General features: G+C 61.7%; 17 protein-coding genes. 11 read left to right on the top strand and 6 right to left on the bottom strand.

All coding sequences use genetic code 11. The features are described from left to right. Positions 1-317 precede the first annotated feature (317 nt). The 3 genes from htpG (at position 318) to OGR47_RS05655 (ending at position 4,566) form a co-directional block, all read left to right on the top strand. Complete coding sequence (gene htpG / locus OGR47_RS05665; protein WP_165047707.1) at positions 318-2,216, top strand: molecular chaperone HtpG; 1,899 nt, start codon at positions 318-320, stop codon at positions 2,214-2,216. After that, positions 2,217-3,119: a peptide chain release factor N(5)-glutamine methyltransferase gene (prmC, locus tag OGR47_RS05660; protein WP_246729504.1), complete on the top strand. Its 903-nt coding sequence runs from the start codon at positions 2,217-2,219 to the stop codon at positions 3,117-3,119. A gap of 544 nt (positions 3,120-3,663) precedes the next feature. Next, the gene (locus OGR47_RS05655) at positions 3,664-4,566 is read left to right on the top strand and encodes a DUF4167 domain-containing protein (RefSeq protein ID WP_246729503.1); all 903 of its coding nucleotides are present in this window, start codon (positions 3,664-3,666) and stop codon (positions 4,564-4,566) included. 50 nt (positions 4,567-4,616) lie between these two features. On the opposite strand, the gene OGR47_RS05650 is transcribed toward OGR47_RS05655, so the two are convergent. Beyond that, positions 4,617-5,375 carry an MOSC domain-containing protein gene (locus OGR47_RS05650; RefSeq protein WP_206527376.1) on the bottom strand — a complete coding sequence of 253 codons (759 nt, stop codon included), beginning with the start codon at positions 5,373-5,375 and terminating at the stop codon, positions 4,617-4,619. A 202-nt stretch (positions 5,376-5,577) separates the two neighbouring features. Between OGR47_RS05650 and OGR47_RS05645 the strand changes: the two genes are divergently transcribed. Both OGR47_RS05645 and OGR47_RS05640 read left to right on the top strand, forming a co-directional pair. Then, on the top strand, positions 5,578-5,997 hold the full coding sequence (locus OGR47_RS05645; protein ID WP_165047701.1) for a CBS domain-containing protein: 420 nt from the start codon (positions 5,578-5,580) through the stop codon (positions 5,995-5,997). Between the two features lie 37 nt (positions 5,998-6,034). Next, entirely contained in the window at positions 6,035-6,454 is a 420-nt protein-coding gene (locus OGR47_RS05640) for a DUF3775 domain-containing protein (protein WP_165047699.1), read from the top strand. A 1,006-nt stretch (positions 6,455-7,460) separates the two neighbouring features. Here the strand turns inward: OGR47_RS05640 and OGR47_RS05635 are convergent. The 3 genes from OGR47_RS05635 to egtB form a co-directional block, all read right to left on the bottom strand. Continuing rightward, positions 7,461-8,105 carry a dienelactone hydrolase family protein gene (locus OGR47_RS05635; protein ID WP_165047696.1) on the bottom strand — a complete coding sequence of 215 codons (645 nt, stop codon included), beginning with the start codon at positions 8,103-8,105 and terminating at the stop codon, positions 7,461-7,463. A gap of 147 nt (positions 8,106-8,252) precedes the next feature. After that, on the bottom strand, positions 8,253-9,209 hold the full coding sequence (gene egtD / locus OGR47_RS05630; protein ID WP_165047694.1) for an L-histidine N(alpha)-methyltransferase: 957 nt from the start codon (positions 9,207-9,209) through the stop codon (positions 8,253-8,255). Then, entirely contained in the window at positions 9,209-10,507 is a 1,299-nt protein-coding gene (egtB, locus tag OGR47_RS05625) for an ergothioneine biosynthesis protein EgtB (protein ID WP_165047691.1), read from the bottom strand. Before egtB ends, egtD begins: the two co-directional genes overlap by 1 nt. A 149-nt stretch (positions 10,508-10,656) precedes the next feature. Between egtB and OGR47_RS05620 the strand changes: the two genes are divergently transcribed. The 6 genes from OGR47_RS05620 (at position 10,657) to OGR47_RS05595 (ending at position 17,025) form a co-directional block, all read left to right on the top strand. Beyond that, a complete protein-coding gene (locus tag OGR47_RS05620) occupies positions 10,657-11,487 on the top strand; it encodes an ATP-binding cassette domain-containing protein (protein ID WP_246729502.1) in 831 nt (276 codons plus the stop codon). A gap of 39 nt (positions 11,488-11,526) precedes the next feature. Continuing rightward, positions 11,527-13,008, top strand: coding sequence for a glycine betaine ABC transporter substrate-binding protein (locus OGR47_RS05615; RefSeq protein ID WP_165047689.1), 1,482 nt, complete (start codon positions 11,527-11,529; stop codon positions 13,006-13,008). Between the two features lie 487 nt (positions 13,009-13,495). Continuing rightward, positions 13,496-14,995: a S10 family peptidase gene (locus OGR47_RS05610; protein ID WP_165047687.1), complete on the top strand. Its 1,500-nt coding sequence runs from the start codon at positions 13,496-13,498 to the stop codon at positions 14,993-14,995. A gap of 11 nt (positions 14,996-15,006) precedes the next feature. Then, positions 15,007-15,663 (top strand): hypothetical protein, encoded by a 657-nt coding sequence (locus OGR47_RS05605; protein WP_165047685.1) that lies wholly within the window; start codon positions 15,007-15,009, stop codon positions 15,661-15,663. A gap of 265 nt (positions 15,664-15,928) precedes the next feature. Continuing rightward, positions 15,929-16,231 (top strand): hypothetical protein, encoded by a 303-nt coding sequence (locus OGR47_RS05600; RefSeq protein ID WP_165047556.1) that lies wholly within the window; start codon positions 15,929-15,931, stop codon positions 16,229-16,231. Positions 16,232-16,491: 260 nt separating this feature from the next. Next, positions 16,492-17,025 carry a hypothetical protein gene (locus tag OGR47_RS05595; protein WP_306792320.1) on the top strand — a complete coding sequence of 178 codons (534 nt, stop codon included), beginning with the start codon at positions 16,492-16,494 and terminating at the stop codon, positions 17,023-17,025. Between the two features lie 77 nt (positions 17,026-17,102). Here OGR47_RS05595 and OGR47_RS05590 read toward each other — a convergent pair whose 3' ends face one another. Together OGR47_RS05590 and OGR47_RS05585 are read right to left on the bottom strand one after the other, a co-directional pair. Further along, positions 17,103-18,479 carry a TolC family outer membrane protein gene (locus OGR47_RS05590; RefSeq protein ID WP_246729540.1) on the bottom strand — a complete coding sequence of 459 codons (1,377 nt, stop codon included), beginning with the start codon at positions 18,477-18,479 and terminating at the stop codon, positions 17,103-17,105. Positions 18,480-18,563: 84 nt separating this feature from the next. Further along, entirely contained in the window at positions 18,564-19,220 is a 657-nt protein-coding gene (locus OGR47_RS05585; protein WP_165047678.1) for a TetR/AcrR family transcriptional regulator, read from the bottom strand. Positions 19,221-19,328 lie beyond the last annotated feature (108 nt).

Here is a 19,328-nt window from a genome sequence, read left to right as displayed (position 1 = left end):
CACAATTTAGCCTGCATTGGGCCCCTTGCTCGTCAAACCGACAGCCCAATATTTCACTTCATTGCCGCGACCGGCTTTGGCGCGCTTTTCCGGTTTTCGTCAGCCCCCCAGCCCCCCGGGATCGCGCGTTTCCAAGTCGCAACAGGTCCGGCGATGACGGGCCGGCCGGGAGAGATCCCGCGCCGGCCCTGTCTTTAGCCACTCTCCACTTGCAATTTTCGGACAAATGACAAACTCAAGCAGCGCGCCGCAAGGCCGCCAATTTTTCCTTTTTAATCGGGACTCCCGCGCCGGAGCCTGACCGATTTGGAGCCCTCATGACCAAAGACGCTGTTACAGCCGAAGCGCCGCAAGGCACTCAGTTCGGCTTCGAGGCTGATGTCTCGCAGCTCCTCGAACTGATGACCCACTCCGTCTATTCGGAGCGCGAGATTTTCCTTCGCGAGCTGATTTCGAACGCTGCCGACGCCTGCGAAAAACTTCGCTACGAATCGCTCTCAGACGAAAGGCTTGCGGCCGAGGCCGGCGCGCCGCTCGTCACCATCTCGCTCGACAAGGAAAAGCGCCAGCTCACCGTCGCCGATAATGGCGTCGGCATGTCACATGACGAGCTCATCAGCGCGCTCGGCGCCATCGCCAATTCCGGCACGCGCGCTTTTCTGGATAAGCTCGGCCAAGAGGGCGCCGGCGAAGGCGCGTCGTTGATCGGGCGATTCGGCGTCGGCTTCTATTCGGTCTTCATGGTCGCCGATCTGGTCGAGGTCGCGACGCGACGCGCGGGCGACGATAAAGCCTGGCTATGGTCATCCCAGGGCAAGGGAACCTATTCGATCGCGCCGCTCGCGCTCGACGATGCGCCGAAAGTCGGCGCGCGCGTGACGCTGCATCTGAACGCCGAGTCCGACGAATTTCTCGAGCCGTGGCGTATCGAGAATATCGTGCGCGAACATTCGGGCGCGGTCTCGACGCCGATCGACCTCATCGAGGAGCCCGGCAAGGAGCCACGCCGAATCGCGGACGGCTTGGCGCTCTGGACCAAGCCGAAGTCGGAGATCACTGAGGAGCAGTATACGGATTTCTACCGCCAGCTCTCGGGCTCCTTCGACGAGCCGGCGCTGACGGTGCATTGGCGCGCGGAGGGCCGGACGGAATATACGGTCCTCGCCTTCGTGCCGGGTTCGCGTCCTTTCGATCTCTTCGAGCCCGCGCGCAAGAGCAAGTCGAAGCTTTACGTGCGCCGCGTGCTCATCTCGCGCGACGTCGAGCTTCTCCCCGCCTGGCTGCGCTTCGTGCGGCTCGTGGTCGACAGCGCGGATATTCCCCTCAATGTCTCGCGCGAGATGGTGCAGAAGAGTCCTGTCATCGCCTCGATCGGCAAGGCGGTCGCGACGCGTCTCCTGCAGGAACTCAAGAAGCTCGCCGAGAGCGAGCCCGAGAAGTTTGCGAAAGTCTGGGAGAACTTCGGTTCCGTTCTGAAGGAAGGCCTGCACGAAGATCCCAGCCGCCGCGATGATCTCTTCGCAATTGCGCGCTTTACCTCGACGAAATCCGATGGCGAGACGCGCACACTGAAGGATTACGTGGCCGATCTTCGGGAGAATCAGACCGCCATCTATTACATCACCGGCGACGACACGAAGCGCCTTGCCTCGAGCCCACAGCTCGAAGGCTTCCGCGCAAGAGGCGTCGAAGTTCTGCTGCTCGATGACGCCGTCGACGCCTTCTGGGTGACGAGCGCGCTCGGCTACGATGGCAAGCCATTCAAATCCGTGACGCAAGGCGCGGCCGACATCGACGCTGTTGCGCTTCTTGAAGACAACAAGGAAGAAACCTCGCCAGTCGCCGACGTCGGCGATCTGGTCGCTGCGCTCAAGGAGACGCTGGCGGACTCGGTCGAAGACGTGCGCGTATCGACGAGGCTGACCGAAAGCGCCGCATGTCTCGTCGCATCCGAAAAGGGACTCGACCGGCAGCTTGCGCGCATTCTGGCCGAAACCGGACAGAAGGGGCTCTTCGGCAAGCCGGTGCTGGAGATCAACGCGAAGCATCCCGCCGTCGCGGCGCTTGTGACGAGCTTGCGTGACAAGGGCCGTGAGGGCGCGGCCGATCGGCTATATCTCCTGCTCGATCTCGCGCGCGTCGCCGACGGCGAGGCGCCGGTCGACCCGGCCGCCTTCGCCAAGCGCCTGTCGGCGCTGATCGCCCAGAGCGCCTAGATGGATATGCGCCGCGACCCAGCGCCAGCGCCTGCCGCGCAGGAGGCGCCGCCCTCCAGGGCTCAGGCGATCGCGCAGGTCGCGGCCTATCTGAACGACAGCGGCGTGGAGGCCACGCAAGCCCAGGACGACGCGAGAGCCCTGCTGCGCGCCGCAGCTGGGCTCTCGCGCCTGGAGCTGGCGATGTCTCCCCAGGCGCCGATCTCCGACGAGGAAGCCGACCGGCTTTCGCGCCTCGCCGCGCGCCGGGCCGCGCGCGAGCCAGTCTCGCGCATTCTTGGGGAACGTGGCTTCTGGACGCTCGATCTCGTCGTCTCTCCCCATGTTCTCGACCCGCGCGCCGACACGGAAACTCTCGTCGAAACCACTCTGGCGCTCGTCGACAAGAGCGACGCGCCGCTTGCAATTCTTGATCTCGGCGCAGGCTCGGGGGCAATTACTTGCGCCCTGCTGAGCGAATTGCCGATGGCGCACGCGGTGGCGGTCGACCTGTCGCCTTTCGCCTGCGCGGCGACGGCCGAAAATCTCGCGCGCTGCGGCCTCTCGGACCGCGCGACAGTGGTGCGGGGGAGATGGGGCGAATCGCTCGCTGGTCCCTTCGATGTGATCGTCTCCAACCCGCCCTATGTGCGCGCCGGCGATATTCCCGCCCTCGATCCGGAGGTCCGCCTCTATGATCCGGCTCTCGCGCTCGATGGCGGCCGTGATGGATTGGCCTGCTACCGCGAGATTGTCTCAGATCTGTCGCGATTGCTGAAACCCGACGGGCTTGTCGCATTCGAGGTCGGCTGCGATCAGGCCGTGAGCGTGGCCTCGCTCCTTGGGGCCAAGGGTTTCGCCATCGCGCGCGTGGGGCGAGACGCCGGCGGCCACGAGCGCGTCGTCGCGGCGCGTCCGGCTTAGGCGCCGACGTGACATATTGGCTACAGTGCCCTCAATTTGATGATTTAAACGCGCCGCCGGACTTGGCTCGAGGGGATGCAGTCTCTATAGTCTGAACTATATCAGCTAAACGAAATCGAGATGGGATCTCGACATTCCAGGCCCGCTTCGCGAGCGGTGCCTCAGGACAGGCCGGCGAGGCTGGCGTGTAAGCTGCATGATCCCGGCGGATAAAGCCACGCTGATCATCACGGCGCGCCTCCCTTGAAGATGTGCGACCTTCGATGTTCGTTTGGTTGGCATGAGACGACCGCGCCGGGAGGCCAGGCGAGTCGTCAGGCGATACAGGGAATCGCGCAGGGCTAAGCGGCAGCAAACAGGATCACATGCGGGCGCGACCAACGCCCCGGCAAGGATCTGTCAACACGCGCGCCTGCGGAGCGATCAGAGCGAGTTTTCCTTCGGCGGAAGGAACGGCATGGCGAAGACCTGCCATTTTGCGTCATTTGCGCATGAATTGCGCGAAGCTTTCGGGGGAATTATGAGACCAGGACAAAACAAGAGAATGCGAGGGCGCAGCGGCCGGAAAGGGCCGAACCCACTGACGCGCTCTTACGAGTCGAACGGTCCAGACGTCAAAATCCGCGGCACCGCCCAGCATGTCGCCGAGAAATATTTGCAGCTCGCCCGCGATGCGCAGTCTTCCGGCGACACGATCATGGCCGAGAGCCTGTTGCAGCACGCCGAGCATTATTTCCGGCTCATCGCCGCCGCGCAGCTGGCGCAGCAGCAGGCGAGCGGTTACGGCCGCCCGCCGATGGAGGCGGAAGTCGAACTGGAGGACGATGACGATTTCGCCGCCCTGCCCGATCGCTTCGCGCCGCTCTCAGAGCGTTTGCCGCAGCCGGTCTATCAAGGGCAGCCGCAGCAGCCTTTCACGCCCCAGCCGCAACCGCAGCAGCAGCCGCAGCCCCACTTCGTGCAGCAGCCCCAGCCGCAGCCCTATGAGGAGCGACCGATCGGCGAGATGCGCGTCGATCGTCCCCAACGCGCCGAACGCCCGGAGCGGATGGAACGGCAAGAGCGGACAGAGCGCGGCGAGCGACCGCCGCGGCCGGAGCGCCCCCCCTTCCGCGAGCGCGGCGCCGAGGGCGAACCTCGCCGCTTCGAACGCAGCCGGGATCGTCGCTTCCAGCGGCCCGAGACCAATGACGAGCCGCCGCCCGGCCTGCCCTCCTTTATCACCGCGCCGCCCGCCCGCACGGCTGTCGCGGCGGAAAACGAAGCGCCCGACGCCGGTTTTGCGCCCGCCGAGCGCCCGCAGGCGCGCGAGCATGAGGGAGTGAATTTCCACCTCAATCCGCGCCGCCGGCGCCGTCCACGCGCGCAGCTCGACGAAGCGACCAGCGAAGCCCGCGAGGAAGCGACGCAATCGACGGAGCTCCCGTTGGAGCCGGATCGTCTCTGAGCTTTATCGAAACCGAAAGAGCCGCCTTGAACGAGGCGGCTCTTTTCGTTTCAGAGAAGCGTCAGCGCGTCGCCGACCGCTACGCGCCCGCCTTTTTCGACCCGCGCATAAACGCCGCAGTCGATATGGTCGAAATTGGTTCTCAGCGTTTGTACGACATCCATGTCCCGCCGCCCCGTGCCGGGCTCGACCCCGGTAGCCGCGCAGCGATCGGTCATCTTCAGCACTGAAAGCGTCGCGGCGCCGATTTGCAGCTTCCTGCCCGGCCAGGCCGATTCCGCCCACGCTTCTGCGCCCTCGATATAGAGATTGCCGCGGAAGCGCAGCGGATCGACCCGCGCCCCTTGCGCCTTCTCGATCTCCGCGACGCTTTGGAGATTGATGAGCGAAACGAAGCCAGATTTCGAATCCGTGAAACGAAAGCCCATGGGAGCCTCGAGCAGCTTCACCGGGCCGCGGAGTTCCGCTTCGCCGATATAATTGCTCAAAAACGCTTCGATCGCTGTACGGCCCTCCGGCGCGCGCAAATCGCCGCGTACGGCCTCACGCCCGTCCTTGGAGATCGCGAGCGTCCCGCTGTCTTCGTCGTAGCGGGTCGCCAGCCCGGCGAGCGCGCCATTTTTCATGAGCATCAAAAATTTGATCTTGGGCTGATGCTCCGGCGCAGCGGGGTCGAAGCCGGAAGGCCCGTTCTCCAACGCGAAGAGCCGATCGCAAGGGAAATAGCCATCGGCCGGGAGATCGGCGACGACGAGCGGTTCCGGCGAGAGGCCCTTGACGGGATAGCGATAGAGTTTGGCGAGGCGCATGACGATTCCGGCTCGAGACAAGCAGCGGCAGTCAAGGCGAAGAAGCGGCATTGTCAAGCGCGCCTCTCGAGCCCTGTCTCGATCTCGACCTGGAGCAAGGGGATTGCGCGCTCTGATCGGCGAACCAAATAGCGTCGAGCGGGCGTGGGGATGAACACCGAGCGCCCTAAGAAAAATTTCGCCGCTGCATGGGAGCTTCGCCATGAAGGTAAAGGACGTGATGCACACGGGCGTCGAATGGGTTTCGCCCGACACGCTGGTCGCGGATGTGGCAAAAAAGATGCGGGAGCACGACGTCGGCGCAATTCCTGTCGGCGAAAATGATCGGCTTGTCGGCATGGTCACCGACCGCGACATAACAATCCGGGCGGTTGCCGGAGATAGGGACATCGCCGAGCTCTCGGTGCGCGACGTCATGACGAGCGGCATCATCTATTGCCGCGACACGGAAGATGTCGGCGACGCAATACGGATCATGGAAAGCAAGCAGATACGACGTCTTCCAGTGATCGACGAAAACAAGCGCATGGTCGGCATTATCGCCTTGGGCGACATATCCCATTCTGGATCCCGCGATCTCGCGGCGGAAGTGATGAAAGCCGTATCCGCGCATCACCGCTGACGCTCGACCGCTCATCGTGCCGGCGAGAGGTGCCCATATGATCAAGCTCGAGGATCTCGAAGTCCGCCAAGCCCAGTTCATTGCAATACTCGCACAGGCGGCGCGCCGTCAGCGCGATGAATTGCTCGGCAATGTCGCCGAGGAGGACCTCGGCGAAACGCAGCCGGCGCGCGGCGAACATAACCCGACGGGCGCTCTCGGATTTGAACCGCTTCCTCCGAACGCGCCGCAGATATCCGCGCTGCGAGACGCGATCGCTGACCTCTCTCCCGAGGCACGCTGCGAGCTTCACGCCTTGATGCGCATTGGCCAAGGGCATCTCGGCGCCAAGGATTTGCGCCGGGGCGTATCAGAAGCCGGCAGACTCGGGGACGAGACGGTGAGCGCCTCTATGGTGGAGGACGCCGATCTGCACGACCATATAATAAAAGCGCTTTACGAGGCCGACCTCTCTTGAGCCCTCACACGCGTGACGGAAGGCGGCTCCGAGAACAGAGGCGTCTCGCCACGCACGCCTGTACGAAGGGCTAGATCGTGGGTGCAGCTCCGGAAGTTTTTCGCTTATCATAGTGCGTCGCCGGGCCGTCGGCCCCGCCCTCAACAGATCAGGCGCGAGAGCATGAAAAAGCTTGCAATGGCGGCAATTGCGTTCGTTTTATCGAGTGCTGCAGAGGCCCAGCAAAACCCGTATGTCACTCCCTATGCTCCGTACAACTATACGCCTCCGCCAAGCCAGATCGTTGATCCGAACGGTTGTCCAAAATACTGCAGCATCCCGCGATCTCAGCTTAACCCTCAGGGGTCCGTGACCTCTGCGCAGGAGCCAGAGACTTCAATGCATAAAGTTGGCCGTTGAACGCGCCTGCCTGAGGAAAGCTTAGGCGTTGGTCGCTTTCAATATGGGTTATAGACGCTCCAACAGCTGCACGCGGGGTACCCCGCGCTGGAAACGCCCCAGCTATCGCAGGTGGGGGACGCGGCTCCCAAAACGCCCCAGTTAGTACATGCCGAAGAAGCGGCTCCATCGGCCGCTGGGGGCGCGGAAGAAGCATAGGCTCCAATCCCGCGCAGCCACCCATAGTGCCCGCCCATATGCCAACGATGATGGCGATGCGGATACGCTCGCCAATCAGCCTGGGCGGTGGGCGGCGGCAAGCCGATGCTCGCCTTATCGATGACGCTGACCGTCCCGCCAACTGCCGAGGCGGGGACGAGGGAGGCGGCAACTGTGGCGCAAAGCGCCGCCGCTAAACTCGTGGTTTTCAAGTTGAGCACTTGGCCCCCCTCTGCCAACCACCGATGGAAGGTTTCGCTTTGCATGAAAGGCCTCCTTTGGAAGATGGCGTGGCGCGCCGATGGGCCCGTTCTTAGAACTGAAATAGCACTCTTCGCGGCAGGCAAAATCACACAGCACCGCCACGGCAGCGCAGATCTTCCTCGGGAGCGGAGCCAATAGGGCTGCTTCAGCCTGCGCTCAAATGGCTGCCGAACCATTTGATGGCAAGGCTGACGACTGTCTCCAGCGCGCCCGCCTCCTCAAAGAGATGCGTGGCGCCCGGCACGATATCGAGACGCGCCTCGCACCTCAGCATGCCAAGCGCAGCGCGGTTTAGTTCTATGACCTCGTCGTCCAGACCTCCGACGATCAACAGAGTCGGCGCTTTCACCAACGGCAGCGCTTCTTCGGCGAGGTCCGGCCGCCCCCCGCGCGAGACCACAGCGCTGACCAGAGCAGGCGTCGCGGCCGAAGCAACCAAAGCCGCCCCGGCGCCCGTGCTTGCGCCAAAGAGACCGATCGGTAACTCCCGCAGAGCGACATTGCGCGACGCCCATTCGATAGCCTCGACAACCCGGTCGCCGAGCAAAGGGATATCGAACACGTTGCGACGATCTCGTCCTTCTTCCTCGGTAAGCAGGTCGAACAGCAAGGTCGCGAAGCCACGCTTCGAGAGTTCCTCCGCAACAAAGGAGTTGCGCGGACTCAACCGCGAAGAGCCGCTGCCATGGGCGAAGATCACGAGACCCTGCGGCTGACTGGGTTTCCGCAGCACGCCTTCGAGGCCCTGTTGGCCAATGACGACCGCCGTTTCGACGAAGCTCTGGGTCATGGCGCGCCTCCTTTGGCCATTGCCGTCATTGCGAGCGAAGCGAAGCAATCCAGGGCTGTGACATGGCTCTGGATTGCTTCGTCGCTTTGCTCCTCGCAATGACGGCGGTGGTATAATCCGCTGTCTCAGATCGCCGATGACATGCGCTCACACCAACTCGCGAACGCTGAACAAATTGTCGGGGTCAGTCCAAACCCGCTGCGGAAGCCAGCCCGCAGACCGGGAGACTCTCCGGAATTCATCGATCGTGTATTTGTAAGCGCTCTCAGTGTGGATGGTCTCGCCCTCGCTAAACTGAATCCGAGCGCCGTCCAACTCGACAGCCTGTTCCTTCGTGCTAACAAGATGCATCGTAATTCGTCCTTCGAGGGGCTCGTAGGTCGCTCGATGGCGAAACGCGTTTAGGTCGAACGTTCCACCAAGCTCTCGATTGATGCGCGCCAGCAAATTCAGATTAAAGGCGGCGGTGAAGCCTTTCGCGTCATTGTAGGCTCTAACCAGCTGGCGGGCGTCCTTTTTTAGATCGACGCCAATGAGGAGCCGACCACCCGACGAAAGCGTCAGCCGCATCATGCGCAGCATCTGCGCCGCCTCCGCTGGAGGGAAGTTGCCGATGGTCGATCCGGGGAAAAATCCGAGTTTCGGTAGGCGCTCGAACTCCGGAGGCAAAGCAACGGGGTGAGAAAAATCGCCCAAGATTGGTCGTACGTCGAGCCGGGGAAACCGTGACGTTAGACGTCTCTTAGCCTCTAAGAGAGCGCTTTCTGAGATGTCGATGGGCACATAGGCCCGCAATCGAGGCATCAGCCGGATGAGAATCTCGGTCTTGATGCTGGAGCCTGACCCGAACTCAATAAGAATGCCGCCGCTTAACTCTCCGCCCAACATCTCAGGCGCATTGGCCTCGAGAATGGCAATCTCGGCTCGGGTTAAGTAATATTCAGGTTGGCGCGTGATTTCCTCAAAGAGAGCACTCCCGATGCTGTCATAGAAAAAACGGCAGGGGAGGCTTTTGAGCGGCCGCGACAGCCCGTCAAAAACACTGGCCGCGAAGTCGTCATCTTTTTGCGCGGGGGCGAAGGCGTGCTCGGCTCTCTCGGGCATCAGTTTATATCCGAAGCCAAGCGCAGGCCCGTGAATTGCCAGCGCTGGTGAGGATAGAAGAAGTTGCGGTAACTCGCGCGCATATGATGTGCCGGCGTTACGCAGGAGCCGCCGCGCAAGACGTGTTGGTTGACCATGAACTTGCCATTGTATTCGCCGAGCGCGCCTTCGGGTGGGCGATAGCCTGGATAGGGCAGATAAGCGCTTTGGGTCCATTCCCAGACATCGCCGAACATCTGCAGCAGCCCATCTTTCAACGCGCCTTCCGCTGGCACGGGGCGCAACGCGTCAGAGGCGAGGAAGTTTCCTGTCAAAGGCAGCGACGTCGCGGCGACCTCCCACTCGAATTCGGTAGGCAAGCGCTTGCCGGCCCATCGCGCGAAAGCGTCGGCTTCGTAATAGCTCACATGCGCAACAGGCGCGGCGAGCTCGAGCGGCTGCACGCCTTCGAGCGACATTTCGCGCCACCCGTCGTCGCTTTGCTCCCAATAGAGTGGCGCACGCCAGTTTTCACGGTTCACTGCGGCCCAGCCGTCCGATAACCATAAAGTTGCAGCGCCATATGCGCCATCTTCGACGAATTCGAGCCATTCTGCGTTCGTGACAAGGCGATCGGCGAGTCTGAACGGGTGGATCAACGCTTGGTGTCGCGGTGTTTCGTTGTCCCAACCGAAGCTGCCGTCGACCAGCCCGATCTGATGGACGCCGCCGGGGAAATCGATCCAACGCAGCGACTCGCGCCGCCGCTGTGGCGCGGCGCGAGATTGCACGGCCCGATAGGCTGGACGAAGCGGATTGGCCGCAAACAAGGCAAGGATGTCCGTGAGCATTAGCTCCTGGTGTTGCTGTTCGTGATTGACGCCGACCTCCAGTTGATGCGCCCAGATCGGCTTTGTGGCCGCGCTTTGAACCATGAGCTTTGAAAGCGCATGATCGACATGCTCACGATAAGCGAGAATACGCTCGATTGACGGCCGTGTGAGAAGCCCGCGCTTGGGCCTTGGCTGACGAGGCCCCAGGCGCTCGTAGTAGGAGTTGAAACAATAATTGAATGCTTCATCGAACAGGCGATATCCAGAAAGATGCGGCGCCAAGATAAAGGTTTCGAAAAACCAGGTCGTATGGGCAAGGTGCCATTTGATCGGGCTGGCGTCGTCCATGGCCTGGACGGCCATATCCTCGGCGCTCAGCGGCGCTGCAAGCTCCACCGAAAGCTTTCGCGTCTCGAGCAATCGCTCAGCGAGGCCGTGGTTGTCCGCGCATGACGGAGCCAAGGAAACGAAGGCTGATCGATCCATCGTCGGTCCCTCTGGCCGGGCGCGCTCCCGCCGACTTGCAGCCATAAGCTTCATATAGGGCCGCTGTTGCTGCTTCAGGAACTGCCCTTTCTAGTTAGCCGCTTTGTCCACTTTTCTGACTCGCATGCCTCGCCAGCTTGCGCCCAGCCGTGTTCGCGCTGTTCCGCCGCCCTAAAATCCAGTTGCCGATGCGTGGAAGGCCGAGCGTGATGATCAAGCTGGAGAATGTCAGCAAATTCTATGGCGACTCAGCCGCGATCGAGGGAGTTAGCGTGACAATCGATCGCGGCAAAACGACAGTTCTGATCGGGCCATCCGGTTCGGGAAAGTCTACGCTCCTGTCACTGATCATAGGTCTTGCCTTGCCAGATCGCGGCGCCATAACGATCGATGGCAACCCGCTCACCTCTCGATCAGCGGTTCTCCTGCGCCGTCGGATGGGCTACGTCATACAGGACGGCGGGCTTTTCCCGCATTTGACAGCCCGACAGAACGTCGAGCTCATGGCAAAAGAAGTCGGCTGGTCAGCGGAAAAGCGGCTCAGGCGAATGGACGAGTTAGCCGCGCTCGCGTCCTTCCCGCCTCCCGCGCTGGATCGTTATCCGGGCGAATTATCCGGCGGTCAGCGCCAGCGTGTTTCTCTCATGCGCGCGTTGATGCTTGATCCCGACATCCTCCTTCTGGATGAGCCGCTCGGCGCGCTTGACCCTATGATCCGTACAGAGCTGCAAGACGAGCTCAAAGCGATTTTTCGACGCTTGGCAAAGACCGTTGCGTTCGTGACTCACGATCTCGCCGAGGCGGCGTTCTTTGGAGAAAACATCATCCTTATGCAAGGCGGCCGCGTCATCCAACAGGGAGAATTTCGTGATCTAGTTACCCGCCCGAGCGATCCCTTTGTCACTCGGTTCGTTCATGCGCAAATGAGACGTCTTGCGACGCTCGGTGAATCTAGAATGCTTCCGGCGAATGGGCTTTAGGTGAAATCCGCCCGCACGAAACTCCTATGTTTTCTTTGGATGGCCCTCATTGCGACGCTGCCGTCCTGCGTCGCAAATGCGAGCGAGGAAATTCGTCTCGGTTCCAAGAAGTTTACAGAATCGGTCATCCTCGCAGACCTCGCCGCAAGGCTTTCGGCCGCCACGGGAGCGAGAGTGTCACAGCGCCCGGAACTGGGCGGAACCCGGCTGCTGTGGGACGCCTTGTTGGCGCGCGAGATAGACATTTACCCTGAATACACGGGCACACTCATCGGCGAGATTCTGGTGAGCGAAGGCGTCGGAGACGAAGCGACGCTCTCCGCGGCCCTGGCCAAACGCGGCCTGCGCATGAGCAGGCCTCTTGGCTTCAGCAACCGTTACGCGCTGGGGATGTTGGCGCAAGAAGCGGAGCGGCTCGGCATCAGGAGGATTTCTGATCTCACGCACCATCCGTCGCTGCGCTTCGGGTTCAGCGACGAATTTCTCAACCGCGCGGATGGCTGGCCGGCGCTACGAGCCGTCTACGGTCTTAACGCCGCGGAGCCACGCGGGTTGGATCACGACGTCGCCTATAAGGGCCTGGCCCAGGGTTCGATCGACGTAATGGAGCTTTACTCGACCGACGCTGAAATCGCTGTTTACCACCTTCAGATTCTTGAAGATGATCATCATGTCTTCCGCGACAATAAGGCGGTGTTTCTCTATCACGCCGAACTGGAGCGCCGCGCGCCAAAGGCGTTATCCGCCATTCTTCGGCTGGAAGGCGAGATCGACGAAGGATCGATGCTTGCGATGAACCGTGCCGCGAAGTTCGAACGGTACCCAGAAGCCGCTGTCGCGGCTCAGTTCCTCGCGGCCAAATTCGGCCTGATCGATTCGAAGGCTGCAGATGGGCTAGCTAGCCGGATCTATCGACGCACGATCGAACATCTCCGATTGACCGTTCTGTCACTCGGCGCGGCAATCCTCGTCGCTTTGCCCCTCGGCGTCGCCGCCGCCAAATATCGCGCTCTCGGCAAAGCAATCCTTGCGGCAACGAGCGTCGTGCAAACGATCCCCTCACTCGCGCTTCTGGTGTTTATGATACCGATCCTTGGCATCGGTCCAGCGCCCGCCATAGCCGCGCTATTCCTTTATAGCCTATTGCCGATCGTCCGAAATACAGCGTCGGGATTGGCGAATATTCCGCTCACCATCCGCAACTCCGCGATCGCGCTGGGGCTGACGCCTCTGCAACGCCTCAAGCTGGTCGAACTCCCGATCGCCTCTCCCGTGATCCTCGCCGGCGTCAAAACAGCGGCGGTGATCAATGTCGGCACGGCGACGCTGGGAGCTTTGATTGGCGCGGGAGGTTATGGGCAACCGATTTTCACCGGGGTGCGCCTGGATAATTTTGGATTGATCTTGGAAGGCGCCGTGCCGGCGGCGATGCTGGCGCTTTTCACCCAGGGTTTCTTTGCGCTTGTCGAGCTTTTCCTCGTGCCGCGCGGATTGCGCCTCAAACCGACAGCTTCGATCTAGAAGCAGGCCCACGTCGCCCGGTCTTGCCGAAATTCACGGAAAGGCGCCGATTCCTACCAATTATTTCGCGTTGGGGCTTGGCGGCTTAATTTCCGGCGTCGAGCGAGGATTCATCTCTGGCGCAGGTTTTACCAGGCCGGGATCGACGTCCCGCTTTGGCTTCAAGACGCCTTGCTGCTTACTGAGCCGCTCGCTCAGGGTTTCGTTGGCCCTAGGCGACTCTTGTTTTGGCTGCGCCTCCTCCGCAACCGGCGCGCCAGCTTGTTGGTTCAGGAGTAGAATCGTCAGAAAGAGTGGAATTGGTCGCACTGAGGCCTCCTGACCGCCCGCCTGCGCGGATAATATAGGGCTTTGGAGGGCGCGCCGCGAATTGCGGAAAGCGGGCGGTCCTCGTAGAGCGGCGCCGCCGAAAAACCGGCTGCGTTTCTCTTCGACTATATTGCTTCATAGGCGCAGCTTTGGGGACGATCTCACAAGAGGATTCGGCATGATGAAATTTGCATCGATAGTTCTGGCGACGGCCCTGCTCGGCGCGTCTCATCCCGCTTCAGCCGACTCGCCGGAAGCCAATCAGAAACACCCGGAGGAACAGTCTGCCGTGCGCGGGCTGCCGGCCGAGAGCGTGACATCTCACACAATCTCGCTGCAAGGCGAGCAGGTTACGTTTACCGCGCGAGCGGGGGCCATCCGGCTACGGGATGCAAAGAGCGACGCGCCACAGGCCGACGTCGCTTATGTTTCCTATGAGCGCAGCGGCGCCGACGCCACCGCGCGCCCGATCGTCTTCGTCTTCAACGGCGGGCCAGGCGCCGCCTCGGCTTGGTTGGGGCTCGGCGCCCTTTCGCCTTGGAGGCTGCGCTTTCCGGCGGATTCCCCCTCCCCTTCGCGAGCGCCCGCCCTTGCCGATAATGCGGAAACATGGCTTGCATTTGCTGATCTCGTCCTGGTCGATCCGCCCGGGACGGGTTACAGCAAATTCCTCTCCGAAAGCGACGACGCAGAAAAGCGCTTTTTCTCGGTCGATGGCGACGCAGAGGCGCTTGCCGTCGTCATGCGCAAATGGATCACGGAGCGCGGACGCTTTCTCTCTCCGAAATTCCTCGTCGGCGAAAGCTATGGCGCTTTCCGCGCCATAAAAATGCTCGAGCCTCTGAGAGAGCGCGAGAATATCGGCGTCGATGGTCTTTTCCTGGTCTCGCCCGCGCTGGATTTCGCTTGGCTGCAAGGCGGACGCAATCTCTTGTCCTACGCGGGGCTGCTGCCCTCCATGACTGCAATCGCGCGCGGCGCCAATGCGCGGACCGAGCTTGCGGACGTCGAAACCTACGCTACCGGCGACTATGTCGTCGACCTGCTCAAGGGCGCCAAGGATGGACAAGCGCTGACGCGCATGAGCCAGTCCGTCGCGCGTTTCACCTCGCTCGACGCCCATTTCGTGTCGCGGCTCGGCGCCCGCATCGACGCCAAAAGCTTCAGCCGCGAACGCGATCGTAGCCGGCAGCGGGTCGGCAGCGTCTATGACGGCGATATCGAGGGATATGACCCTAGGCCATTTGCGCCAGTGAGCGACTGGGCCGACCCGGTTCTCGAAACATGGCGCACGCCGCTCGGCAGCGCGATGACGCGACTCACACAGGACAAGCTCGCCTGGCCGATCGGCAGCGCGCGCTATTTCATCCTCAACGAGCGAATCGCGCGTCACTGGGATTACGGCCATGGCGGCCGCGAGAATGCCGAGGTCCTCTCCGATCTGCGCGACGCCTTGGCGCTCGATCCGAGACTGCGGGTTGTCGTCGTCCATGGAGTCGCGGATCTCGTAACGCCCTATTTCGCCACCAAGCTGATGCTCGATCAGCTGCCGGCCTATGGGGATGCCGACCGTGTCCGCCTCATCGTGATGAAGGGCGGCCATATGCCTTACCTGCACGACGAGTCGCGCGCGGGCATACGCGATGCAGCGCGGAAGCTGGTCGAGGGCCAACACTGACGAGTGCAGGTATGGGCGGAACGCTGATAGAACGCCCCCCGGCGCCGGAAAACGCGCAACTCTACTCCGAAGAACTTGGCATACGGATCGAAAGGATCTGTGACCGGGAGCTTTTCAAATGGTTCATCGCCAGCCTGCTTTTCGGCGCCCGGGTCACGCCTATCATCGCAAAGCAAGGCTACTTCGCGCTCGCGCGTAACAAGCTCCTCACGCCTCGACAAATCAGCAATGCCGGGGAGAAAGAAATATACGAGCTCCTGCTCCAGGCCGGCTACGTCCGCTCTGCCAAAGCGAAATCAAGCCAGCTCGTGAAAGCCTCTCAGAGGCTGCTCGATATGTATGGTGGCAGCCTCGAAAAACTGCATGACGCAGCCGAAAGCCCTCGCCATTTGGAGGCTCTTTTGAGGGGGTTTCCCGGAGTGGGGCCAGTGACGGCGAATATTTTCCTTCGCGAGCTTCGCCCGTTTTGGCCGAAGGCCGATCCAGCGCCGCTGGAAAGAGTCATCGATCACGCGCGTGCGCAGGGGGTCGATCTCAATGCGACGCCCCGCAAAAACCTGGATTTCGTAAAATTAGAAACCGGCCTCGTGAGGGAGTTGGCCAAGACAGGCGAATCCCGCAAGTTCGCGCACGCAGGGGGTGGGCCGAGCAAGCGAAAGGCTACCTAGATGTTTGATCCCATGGTTTGGTGGTGCAATCTGCCGAAGGCAAGCTCTACGCAGGTTGAGCGCACGAATCGCGATCAAGGACGTGATGGCCAAGAGCTTTATGAAACGCACGACGAGTTGCGAATGCGGCCTCCGCGTATTGAACGACTCCGAAAACTTCGCTCGGCTGTGGCAAAGCGACAAGTCATCCCGCTCATGCGCGCCGACGACGGAACGAAAAGCCGAAAGCTCGCGTTCGATCCGTCTGTTCGCCCGGGAGGTCCCCATGAGAAAAAGAACGCCCACGACGGACGAGATTCGGAGCCGCATCGACAAAGGCCTGATGGGCGACAAAGTAGCGTTCCCCGACCCGGCCGCAGCGCCCTTGGGGACAGACGCGGAGGCGGCAGGAACGCCGCCCACGCAAATGGAGCTGCGCATGGTCGAACGCGCGAGCCAGGCCCTGCCGATTACAGGACAAGGCGAAAATCACCGCCCGTCGCCGGTCCTGACGTTTCCGAGGCTTTTGGCGGGTGCGGCGCTCTTTCTTTTGGTCGGCTCGGTCCTCGTTCTTCAACGCCTTCCCTAGGCGTCAGGCTCTTAACGAAGCTGACGACGTTAGCCCCGCGCGCACGCAACTTTTGGAACACGAGGGTTTGAAAGAAAGTTTGCGAAACGGTCGGGGCTGTCGGCCGCTTTAACGCAAACGCGAGAGAAGCCATGTCAATCACAACTCGAACGGTCGAGTCCCGAGACACCGCGGCCTATGGCGGCCTGGTCGATGCGACCGGAGGGATCGCCACTGTCGCTCTTGCCATTTGCGGGCTGGCAGCCATTAATCCGCAGCTTATGACGGCAATCGCGACGATCGTCCTCGGCGTGTCGTTGATGATCCAGGGCGGGACCGTGCTTTCCGATTATGCGCAGGTCAGCGTCCCCACAGAAGCATCATCGGCGCAACTGGGCGGCAGCGGCTTGGTCGCGTTGTTTCTAGCCGGAGCCGCGGGCATTGTCCTGGGCGTCCTGGGAATCCTTGGCGTTCATACGACGGTCCTCAGCGCCATCGCAATGATCTCTTTTGGTGTTGGTCTGCTTCTCAGCAGCAACTCGCTCTGGATCGTTTATGCAGTGAGGCGAAGCGCAGTCGCAACTAGCGCTCGGCTGAGCCGCGAAATGCTGGCGAACGAAATTGCTTCGGGATCGGCGGGAATACAGGCGCTTGCCGGCATTGCCGCAATCGTGCTCGGATTGATCGCTTTGGCCGGCCACGAAAACGACTTGACGGTCAATCTCGCGGCCCTGGTTGCGGTCGGAGGCGCACTCGTGCTGACGGGTAGCTCGCTGAGCGCAACAGTCCTTGGCCTGATGCGCGAACCGAGTTAGGTCCGGCCGCCCAATAAGACCGGTCGACGAAGCCCGATTCGGGGCGTCTCCGGGCGTCCCGATTGCTGAACGTGATTCTACCGCCCGTCAGGCGTTTCGACGCCGAACCATTGGGTTTTAACTTGGTCGTAATGGAGGCTCGGATCATAAATCGTTACATCGAGATCAAGAGTGTCCGCTGAAAGCCGACCGATGGAGCCGAGAACCGCATAGGACGCGACAACCAAGTCTCGTTGCGTAACAACGATCGCGGCGCGCGCGTTCAGGAGAGCTTGCTGAGCATTCAAGACATCGAGCGTCGTACGCGCTCCGGCCTTCGCCTCGTCTCGCACGCCAATGAGCGCCGTCTCAGCCGCCTTCTCCGCCGCCCGCCATGACGTCAAAGACGCCTTCGCCGTCTCCAGAAGCCCGTAGCTCGAGACGACGCTCGCTCTTACGCTGTCGCGTTGCAGATCGGCGTTCAGCCGCACCTGCCCAAGTTGCTCCTTGGCTTGACGAATAGACGCATATTCAGCGCCGCCTTGATAGAGCGGCACATTGAGCTGCCCGATTACGGCGCCGGCAAACTGGCGCGTGCCCGGCACCCCTAAGACCGCATCGCGCTGATTGGTGAGTTGAGCGCCAACCGACAAGGTTGGGGAAAGAGCGCTTTCGGCTGTCTTGACGGCCTGCTCCGCTGCATCGACTTGGTGCAGAGCCGCCGTCACGCCCGGGTGTTCGGCAAGCGCTATGTCGATCGCTTGGTTCTGGGACTTTGGCAGCAAAGGCTCGACAGAGCGGCCCGGCTCGAGACGCCGTGGCTCATCGCCGATAATCTGGCGATAGGCGGCGACGCTGGTTTTAAGTTGCGCCTCCGCTCCATAGAGCTGCGACCGCGCCTGCGCCAAAGACGCCTGCGCTTGCGCGACATCGGTCTGCGTCACCGCGCCAACGCCAAAGCGATCGGCGGTGACTCTGAGCTGCTGCTCAAGCACCGAAATGTTATTCTTGCGCAGGTTTCTGATCGCCGCGTCGCGCAGGACGTTCATATAGGCGGCGGCGCCGTTTTGAAGGACGGCCTGCTCGGTGAGACGCAATGTCGAGCGCGCGGCGAAGACATTCGATTCCGCCTGCCTGAAGGCGCTCTCCGTGCGGCCGCCATCGAAGAGGGTTTGGGAAACAGCAAGCGTCGCCCCGCGAGGATAGCTCGAGAAGGCGTCATCGACAGATTGCCGTTGTCCTGTCGCGGAACGGCCCGCCGGGATTTTGATCGCGCCGACCTGCCACCCTGCCGTCGCCTGGATACTGGCTTTCGGACGCTTGCCGGCAAGCGCTTTAGGCGCCTCTTCATCCTGTACGCGAACGCTTGCCCGACTCTGGTTCAGATCGGGGTTTTCCCTATAGGCGCGCGCCAAAGCCGATTTCAGACTCTCCGCGTGAGCCTCAATTGCGCCGGCAAATATCGAGCCGCACAAAACCGCGCCAACAAGGAAAGGACGCCTCGCCGGGCCGCCCGAGCGCGCGGTTGCTCTCCTGTTTTTCACGGCTCTTCTTATTCCCTACCGGTCAAAGAGGAGATCGAGATTGGCTTCGAAAAGCGCCCCGATATCGAGAGGCTGGGACCTGTCGAGCAAGCCGTTATGCACGATCCCGTACCAGATCGGGGCGATCAGCAATTCCGGGTTGTCCACCAGCGCATCTGATTTCAACTCGCCCTCCGCTCGCGCTGACCGTACGAGATTGCGAAGCTGGTTCAACAAAGGGTCGAACATCTCGCGGCGATAAATTTCGACGAGCACGGGAAATCGAACACCCTCCGTCAGGACGAGCCGCGCCAAGGCCGCGCGTCCCTGACGCTCGACCACCTGCATTGCGGGGGACATCGTGCGTCTGAGAAACGCTCCCACTTTCTCGCCCGGCGCCCGGTTGGCGGCGTTCACATTGACGACCGCTCCGGCAATCTCCTGCCGAACCACGCCCTCGAACAAGGCTTCCTTCGTCGGGAAATAGCGGTAAGGCGTGCCCTTTGCGACGCCCGCGCGCCTAGCGACCGCATCCATCGTCGCGCGCGCAAAGCCTCTCTCCAGAAACTCCGCCAGCGCCGCTGAAACGATCGCGCTCCGCGTCTGCGCGGTCTTCTCAACGCTCGGGCCCCTCGCCCGCTGTCGAAGCTGCGTCTTTCCGGCATCGCCTCCCTGTTGAGCGCCAGCCGCCATCTTGCCTGCTCCCTCTCTTGACATGAAATGACTAACGGGTCATTTTTATAAAATCAAGAGGGTCGGAGAAGCGGCCCGATGAGCGACTTCGTTTTCACGAAGGAAACA

It is taken from the genome of Methylocystis sp. MJC1, from assembly GCF_026427715.1.
Lineage (GTDB): Bacteria > Pseudomonadota > Alphaproteobacteria > Rhizobiales > Beijerinckiaceae > Methylocystis.
Note: the sequence above shows the minus strand (reverse complement) of the source record. Positions and strands in the feature narration are given on the sequence as shown.